Source organism: uncultured Campylobacter sp. (assembly GCF_938017615.1).
In the GTDB taxonomy this organism is placed as follows: domain Bacteria; phylum Campylobacterota; class Campylobacteria; order Campylobacterales; family Campylobacteraceae; genus Campylobacter_B.
The window spans coordinates 1-7,529 of the sequence record NZ_CALIJA010000074.1 but is presented as its reverse complement, the minus strand read 5'-3'; the positions used below and the strand labels follow the sequence as shown (position 1 = coordinate 7,529).

The following is a 7,529-nucleotide window of genomic DNA, read 5'->3' as shown; positions in this document are numbered from 1 at the left end:
TTATCAAAAACTCGTTATCCTGATAAAATTTAAGCCACTAAATTTAAAATTTATAAAATTACTATTTTATATCTGAAATTCATTGCAGAAAAAACCTTGATTTTAATCTAGACTAATCCGTTTTTTTATGCTATTATCCAAAACATTAATAGAAATTTACATTCTAAACGAAAGGTTAATCTCATGGATAGACGAGACTTTATAAAAAGCTCTGCGGCAGCGGCTGCCTGTAGCGTTGCGGGCATCAGCTTGCCTAGCAGTCTTAGTGCTGCGGACGAAGCCGAAAAAGGCTGGCGCTGGGACAAGGCGGCCTGTCGCTTCTGCGGCACCGGCTGTGGTATCATGGTAGCCACCAAAGACGGCAAGATCGTAGCGGTCAAAGGTGATCCGTTAGCGCCCGTAAATCGCGGTCTAAACTGCATCAAAGGCTATTTCAACGCCAAGATCATGTACGGCGCCGATCGCATTACCAAGCCTCTTTTGCGCGTAAATTCCAAGGGCGAATTCGATAAAAAGGGAAAATTTATCGAGATCAGCTGGCAAAGAGCGTTCGACGAAATGGAGAAGCATTTCAGACGCGCCTATAACGAAGGCGGTCCCGAGGGTTTTGCCGTACTTGGTAGCGGTCAATACACGATCCCGGAAGGTTACGCCGCAGCAAAGCTAGTAAAGGCGGGCTTTCGCTCCAATAATCTCGATCCCAACGCCCGCCAGTGTATGGCCAGCGCCGTCGTAGGCTTTATGCAAACCTTCGGTATCGACGAGCCTGCGGGTGTTTTCGACGATATCGAGCTAACCGATACCATCATCGCTTGGGGCGCGAATATGGCTGAGATGCACCCTATCCTTTGGTCTCGCGTCTCCGACCACAAGCTTCGCAACCCGGACCGCGTAAAAGTTATAAATCTCTCGACATACTCTAGCCGCACTTCAAACATCGCCGATATTGAAATTATATTCCGTCCGAATACTGATCTTGCGATATGGAACTACATAGCAAGGGAGATCGTCTACAACCACCCGGATATGATAGATGAGAAATTTATTAAAGAGCACTGTGTGTTCGCTACAGGCCCTGTGGATATCGGCTACGGCTTGCGAGAAGATATAAATCATAAAAAATACCGCAAGACCGAGCTTGACACCGCGGCTAAGCAAAAATCCAAAATTTTAAGCAAATCCGAGGGCGTTACCTTAGCATATCTGGGTATGAAAGAGGGCGACGTACTCGAAAACAAACACTCTGACAAATCGGATGCTCACTGGCTCATAAGCTTTGAAGAATTTAAAAAAGCGCTGAAGCCCTACACGCTAGATTTCGTAGCGCCTTTAGCTAAGGGCGACGAAAGTGAGGATTTAGAGGCGTTTAAGACCAAGCTAAAGCAGCTGGCAGATTTTTATATAGAAAAAGATCGCAAAGTAGTAAGCTTTTGGACGATGGGCTTTAATCAGCACTCAAGAGGAACTTGGGTCAATGAGCAAAGTTACATGGTACATTTCCTTCTTGGCAAGCAAGCCAAGCCCGGCTGCGGAGCGTTTTCGCTTACCGGTCAGCCTAGCGCTTGCGGCACGGCTAGAGAGGTAGGCACGTTTTCTCACCGCCTACCTGCCGATCTGGTCGTAGCAAATCCCGCTCACAGAAAGGTTTCCGAAAAAATTTGGAAGCTTCCCGAGGGCACGATAAACCCAAAACCGGGTGCGCACTACGTGCAGGCTCTGCGCAATCTCGAAGACGGCAAGATAAAATGGCTATGGGTGCAGGTAAATAACCCATGGCAGCAGATCGCCAACGCAAATCACTGGATCGCAGCGGCGCGCGAGATGGATAACTTCATCGTAGTAAGCGAGCCATATCCGGGACTAAGCGCAAAGGTAGCTGATCTAATCCTGCCAACCGCGATGATCTACGAAAAATGGGGCGCATACGGCAATGCCGAGCGCAGAACGCAGTGGTGGAGACAGCAGGTCCTTCCTGTGGGCGACGCGATGAGCGATACGTGGCAGATGCTAGAGTTTTCCAAGCGCTTTAAACTCAAGGATTTCTGGGGCGAGGTCAAAGTAAATGATAAGCTTACGTTACCAAGCGTCTTAGATAAAATTTCAGAATTCGGCTATACACCAGAGACTACACTATTTGAAGTGCTCTTTGCAAACAAAGACGCTCAGGCTTTCGCGGCAAAAGATCCGATTATGGCAAGCTTCGATAACTCCGAAGTAAACGGCGACTCACGCGGCGTAATCGGCAGCGACGGTAAAGAATTTAAAGGCTATGGCTTTTTCATCCAAAAATATCTTTGGGAGGAGTACCGAAAATTCGGTACCGGTCACGGACACGACCTAGCCGATTTCGATACATATCACCGAGTGCGCGGTCTTAGGTGGCCGGTCGTAGACGGCAAAGAAACGCTTTGGCGCTTTAACGCCCAATACGATCCTTATGCTAAAAAAGCGGCTCCGGATAGTGACTTTGCCTTTTATGGCAACGCCAAAGCGGCGCTTCCTAGCGGCGATCTGAAATCCGCTACTTCGGGCGAAGAAAAAACGAGCCTCGCCAATAAAGCTAAAATTTTCTTCCGTCCATATATGGATCCTGTAGAAGTGCCGAGCGAGGAGTATCCTTTCTGGCTATGTACGGGTCGCGTGCTGGAGCACTGGCATACGGGCACTATGACTATGCGTGTGCCGGAGCTTTATCGCGCGGTGCCTGAGGCAAGATGCTATATGAACGAGCTGGACGGCGCTAAAATCGGCGTGCAACAAAACGAAATCGTCTGGATCGAGTCGCGCCGCGGCAAAGTCAAAGCGCGCGTGGACTTCCACGGACGTAACATTCCGCCGAAAGGGCTTATTTTCGTGCCGTTTTTTGACGAGAAGGTTTATATCAACCGCGTCACGCTCGATCATACCTGCCCGCTTTCAAAAGAGACCGACTACAAAAAATGCGCGGTTAAAATTTACAAGGCGTAAATTATGGATAGGCGTGAGGTCTTAGGCATTCTTTCTTTAGCTACGGGCGTAGGCGTTCTGGGGCTCGGGGTCGCAAACTCCAGCGAGCACGCCAAACTCCGCCCGCCCGGAGCTATAAGCGAGAAAGAATTTCTTAGCAAATGCCTAAGGTGCGGACTTTGTGTCGAGGCATGCCCATTTGATACACTTAAGCTTGCGAGCTTTTGCGATCACGCTATTGCAAACGGCACGCCGTTTTTTATCCCGCGCGAAATTCCGTGCTATATGTGCGACGACATACCTTGCGTCGCGGCCTGTCCTAGCGACGCACTAGATAAAAGCCTGGTAAGCGAAGACTCCAAGCTTAACGTGCGTCTATCCAAAATGGGCGTTGCGGTCATAGATACCGAGCATTGCATCGCTTACGCCGGTATCCAATGCGACGCGTGCGTGCGAAGCTGCCCCGTGATGGATAAGGCGCTCAGGATCGATTACCGCCACAACAACCGCACCGAAAAGCACGCCCTGCTCGTGCCCGTCGTAGATAGCGACTACTGCACTGGTTGCGGTAAGTGCGAGTATGCCTGCGTCACGAAAAAGGCGGCTATCAGCGTCGTGGAACGCGAGCGCGTCATAGGAATTTCCAGCGATAACTACGTCAAAGGCTGGATCAAGGACGACGACGCGAAGCTAAAGGACGCAGATACCAAAATCAAGCTTGATCCGCAAAAGAGCAAGGATTACTTAAACGAGGATGATCTAATGGAGGGGGCTAGGCAATGAAATATACTATTTTAAGGCGTTTGAGCCAAATTTCTATTCTAGTCCTTTTTATTTTAGGAAATAATTTCGCCTTCAAAGCCGCGAGCGAAAACGGAATTTTATCCGGAATTCTAAAAGGCAATCTAAGCTCGTCGAAACTTTTCGGTACGATTAATCTAAGCGATCCGTTTGCGACGGCGCAGATGCTGCTAGCTAGCTTTTCTTTGGGCGCTACGGCGGTTATCGGAGCGGTTATCGTAGGAGCATTTTATGCGCTTATAGCGCCGCGATTATATTGCTCGTGGGTTTGCCCGATAAATTTACTAACCGATCTTGCCGCGTGGCTTCGTAAAAAATTTGGCGTGCACACCAAAATTTTAAACGTAAATCGCAAAGCTCGCTACGTCCTAGCTGTGCTAGCGCTTGTTTGCAGCGGGGCTTTCGGCTTTGCGGCATTTGAGAGCATAAATTTTATCTCGCTTTTCGCGCGCGCCGTCATATCGCTGAGTGCCAGTGCGTTTGCAATCGCGCTACTGATCGTGGTTTTTGAAATTTTCGCAGGCGATCGCACGATCTGTTCGCGGCTATGCCCGCTCGGCGGATTTTGGGCGGCGCTTAGCTATTTTAGCATCATTCGCATTCGCCACGAGGTTGATAAATGCACGATGTGCGGCAAATGCAAAATGGTCTGCCCCGAAGTGCAGGTACTTAAGATGGTCGGGCGCGAAAATGGGCGCGTTAGCAGCGAGTGTATCAGCTGCGGACGCTGCATCGACGTATGCGACGACGATGCGTTAAATTTTAGTATATTAGGAGTGAAAAAATGAAAAAAATGGTTTTAGGCTTGGCTCTTGCATGCTGTGCGGCGCTATTTGCCGCGGACAAGACGGCTTCTATAGACGCCGACAGCTTGGGCTTTATAAAAAGCGTGGACGAATCGGTGCAAAATAAAAATTCCCTGCCCGATTTCAAATATAGCGAGGATGCTCCGGGCGCCGCTTCGAAGATCGAGCGCAGCTTCGAAAACGCTCCGCCGCTCATACCGCACAGCTTAGAGGGGCTCGTGCCGATCACAAAGGATAACAATATGTGCGTAACCTGCCATATGCCCGATGTCGCTAAGGATGTAGGCTCTACGCCGATTCCAAAAAGCCACCTGGTGGACTTTCGCACAGGCACGGATCTAAACGGCACGCTAGCCGAGCAGAGATTCAACTGCACTCAATGCCACGTACCGCAAGCCCAAACCGATCCGCTCGTTAAAAATAATTTTAAGGCTGATTTTAGCAGGTTTAGCGACGCAAATTCCACTTCTAACCTCATAGATACGCTAAATCAAGGCGCCGAGGTTGAGTAGGAGCGCGCGATGAAATTTTTACCACCGCTGCTACTTTGCGCCTGCTTCGTCTATGCCGGCAACGGCGTTGCAATACCTAGTGGCGCTGCGGGCATAGATGCGCCGGCAGGGGCTAGCTTCAGACTCGACATAGGCGCAAACGTCGCGGTGCTAAAAAATCTAGACGGCGAAATTTACGCAGGGCTTGACAACGGCAAGCTCTATAAAATCACCATTAGCTCCGCGGAAAATTCCACGCGAAATTCCGCAGCTGGACAAAATTTCGCAGATCAAAATTCCGTCGCAAGCACAAATTCCGATGCGGCACAGAATTTTAATGCGAAAGCGAGCGTAAATTCCACGGGGGATTCCACTGCGAATTCCGCTGCCGTAAATTCTTTAGCAAATTCAACCGCAGCAAATTCTACGAAGCAAAATTCTGCCGAAAATTCTACGGCATTAAATTCCGCTCAAAATTCCATCTCAAATTCCGTGCCGGACGCAATCTCCAAGACGCTAATTTTCGCCCTGCCCTCGTCCAAAAATTACCTAGACGAGCCGATGGGCGCTACCATATTCGACGTCGATAAACTAGGCGAGAAGTACGCATTTTTATATAACGGCGACGCATTTGAAAAGATGCTGGGCGTGTTTGCGGGCGGCAAGATCACGCACTACAAGCTACCGATGACGGGAATTAAAAACGTCTATTTCTACGACGAAAATACCGTGATTTTGCTAGGTCTTGGTAGCGAAATTTTATACTTCGACCTACCTAGCGGCAAGGTAAGCTTCGAGCAAAAGCTCACCATCGCGTCTTTGGGCGGCAGCGCCTACGACCGCGCTAGCGGGACGCTACTAATCTCGTGCGAAGGCGGCATCGTGTTTTATTTCGACGCGAAAGCGAAAAAGCTTATGAGCCAAAAATCCCTGCACAAGGACGGGATCTACTCCGTGGCGCTGCTTGGCAATCGTATGATGAGCGGCTCGAACGACAAAGAAAGATCGTGCTACTACGAAAACGGCGATTTCGCTAAATTTTATAACGCCCATTTTGCAGTTTTTGCCGTGGCGCTAAGCCCCGAGCTGGGCGCTTTTACCGTTGGTAACGGCGTGCGCGTAATCGATAAAGCAGGCGAGATCGTCCGCAGCATCGAGCTAGACAACGACATCATCAACTATCTGCTTTTCGCAGGAGAGTATCTCGTGGGCTCGGGGTACAATAGATATATCTACTTTTGGGAGTTAAAATGAATATTTCAAGCGTCGTAATCTATCTGAGCGCAAATACCGACGTAGCGGCGTTTCGCAAGGAGCTGCAAAGCATCGGCGGCTGCGAGTTCGTAGCGTGCGAGAACGGCAAGGCGGTCGCCACGATTAGCGTGGAGAGCTTCGATGACGAGATCGCCGCATTTCGCGCGATAGAGGCTATAAAGGGCGTAAGCGAGGCGATGATGATCTACTCATACTCCGATCTGGACGCAGACATCACCGCGGCAAACTCCGACAACGGCGAGCAGATAATGCGCGAGCTGGACGAAAAAGACCCGAGCCAGATCAAATACGGCGGCAAAGTGCGGATCTAAATCGCCGCTGCAAATTTTAAAATTTTACCGCCAAATGTAAATTTTAAAATTTCAAATTTAACTACCAAATTTAACTATATAATTTTAACTGCGCAAACAAGCTTGGAATTTTTACAGCAAGTCGTTTGCTGCAAGCACTGCGGATTATGGGCTCGTTAAGCTTGCATTGGATAATATAGCGCAATCTGCCCGAAGGAGTAAGCTTGCGCCTGAAATACCTTTGTATTATAGTTTTTCTGATCTGGCTTTGCATATTTATCGCCTTGCTGCCCACATATAGAATTTCAGCTATCTTAGAAGCGCTTGATTTTAGCGATAAAAATCTAACGCAAAGAGAGATCGTAGAGTTAAATTTAAAAGATTACCTAAAAAAGCTTCACTACTTAGATAATTATCCGCAAATAGATTTCGGCAAGATGGCGGATATTCACTTAGACAAAAACGGCTATGAGAGAGTAAGATTTTCATGGTGCAACGGCGATAAATACCCCGATGATAGATGCGAATTTTGGAAGCTGGATAAAAGGCTAAATTTTGATTATCTAATGGATCTGGGCTCTAAAATTTGCAAAAACGGCAAGCCTATAAAAAACGCCGAAGAGATTATAGAAAACGACGAGGTTTTAAAACTACGGCTATTTTATCCTTGGGAGCAAAAGCATTTGATTGACGAAGATGGAAATTTTATAGATAATTTTATATATATGAGGTTTGGAGATGGCGCCAACCACTCATTCGACCTATTTACTGATTTTGTATTTATAAGTAAAAATGACATACAATTACCAATTATGTACGAAACAAAAACTAAAAAATTTGACATAATTACTCCAGAAAACAGATGTTATAGGTGGCTTTTAAACTCTATATTTAGGGATGTAGTTTATTAACAAAAAAAG

At 47.9% G+C, this 7,529-nt stretch carries 7 protein-coding genes; all 7 read left to right on the top strand.

Annotated features, from left to right (window positions below):
- Positions 1-183: 183 nt before the first annotated feature.
- The 7 genes from napA (at position 184) to Q0620_RS03410 (ending at position 7,520) form a co-directional block, all read left to right on the top strand.
- Positions 184-2,967 carry a nitrate reductase catalytic subunit NapA gene (gene napA, locus Q0620_RS03440; RefSeq protein WP_298783223.1) on the top strand — a complete coding sequence of 928 codons (2,784 nt, stop codon included), beginning with the start codon at positions 184-186 and terminating at the stop codon, positions 2,965-2,967.
- A gap of 3 nt (positions 2,968-2,970) precedes the next feature.
- Entirely contained in the window at positions 2,971-3,729 is a 759-nt protein-coding gene (napG, locus tag Q0620_RS03435; protein ID WP_298783222.1) for a ferredoxin-type protein NapG, read from the top strand.
- Positions 3,726-4,535 carry a quinol dehydrogenase ferredoxin subunit NapH gene (gene napH / locus Q0620_RS03430; RefSeq protein ID WP_298783221.1) on the top strand — a complete coding sequence of 270 codons (810 nt, stop codon included), beginning with the start codon at positions 3,726-3,728 and terminating at the stop codon, positions 4,533-4,535. The genes napG and napH overlap by 4 nt, the downstream gene beginning before the upstream one ends.
- Entirely contained in the window at positions 4,532-5,065 is a 534-nt protein-coding gene (locus Q0620_RS03425) for a nitrate reductase cytochrome c-type subunit (protein WP_298783220.1), read from the top strand. Before napH ends, Q0620_RS03425 begins: the two co-directional genes overlap by 4 nt.
- Before the next feature lie 9 nt (positions 5,066-5,074).
- Positions 5,075-6,298 carry a hypothetical protein gene (locus Q0620_RS03420; RefSeq protein WP_298783219.1) on the top strand — a complete coding sequence of 408 codons (1,224 nt, stop codon included), beginning with the start codon at positions 5,075-5,077 and terminating at the stop codon, positions 6,296-6,298.
- Entirely contained in the window at positions 6,295-6,630 is a 336-nt protein-coding gene (locus tag Q0620_RS03415) for a chaperone NapD (RefSeq protein WP_298783218.1), read from the top strand. Before Q0620_RS03420 ends, Q0620_RS03415 begins: the two co-directional genes overlap by 4 nt.
- A 203-nt stretch (positions 6,631-6,833) precedes the next feature.
- The gene (locus tag Q0620_RS03410; RefSeq protein WP_298783217.1) at positions 6,834-7,520 is read left to right on the top strand and encodes a hypothetical protein; all 687 of its coding nucleotides are present in this window, start codon (positions 6,834-6,836) and stop codon (positions 7,518-7,520) included.
- Positions 7,521-7,529: the final 9 nt, after the last annotated feature.

What these genes read in the sequence shown, in the direction of transcription:
- napA (WP_298783223.1), top strand. Translation starts at nt 184, where the DNA reads ATGGATAGACGAGACTTTATAAAAAGCTCTGCGGCAGCGGCTGCCTGT.
- napG (WP_298783222.1), top strand. Translation starts at nt 2,971, where the DNA reads ATGGATAGGCGTGAGGTCTTAGGCATTCTTTCTTTAGCTACGGGCGTA.
- napH (WP_298783221.1), top strand. Translation starts at nt 3,726, where the DNA reads ATGAAATATACTATTTTAAGGCGTTTGAGCCAAATTTCTATTCTAGTC.
- Q0620_RS03425 (WP_298783220.1), top strand. Translation starts at nt 4,532, where the DNA reads ATGAAAAAAATGGTTTTAGGCTTGGCTCTTGCATGCTGTGCGGCGCTA.
- Q0620_RS03420 (WP_298783219.1), top strand. Translation starts at nt 5,075, where the DNA reads ATGAAATTTTTACCACCGCTGCTACTTTGCGCCTGCTTCGTCTATGCC.
- Q0620_RS03415 (WP_298783218.1), top strand. Translation starts at nt 6,295, where the DNA reads ATGAATATTTCAAGCGTCGTAATCTATCTGAGCGCAAATACCGACGTA.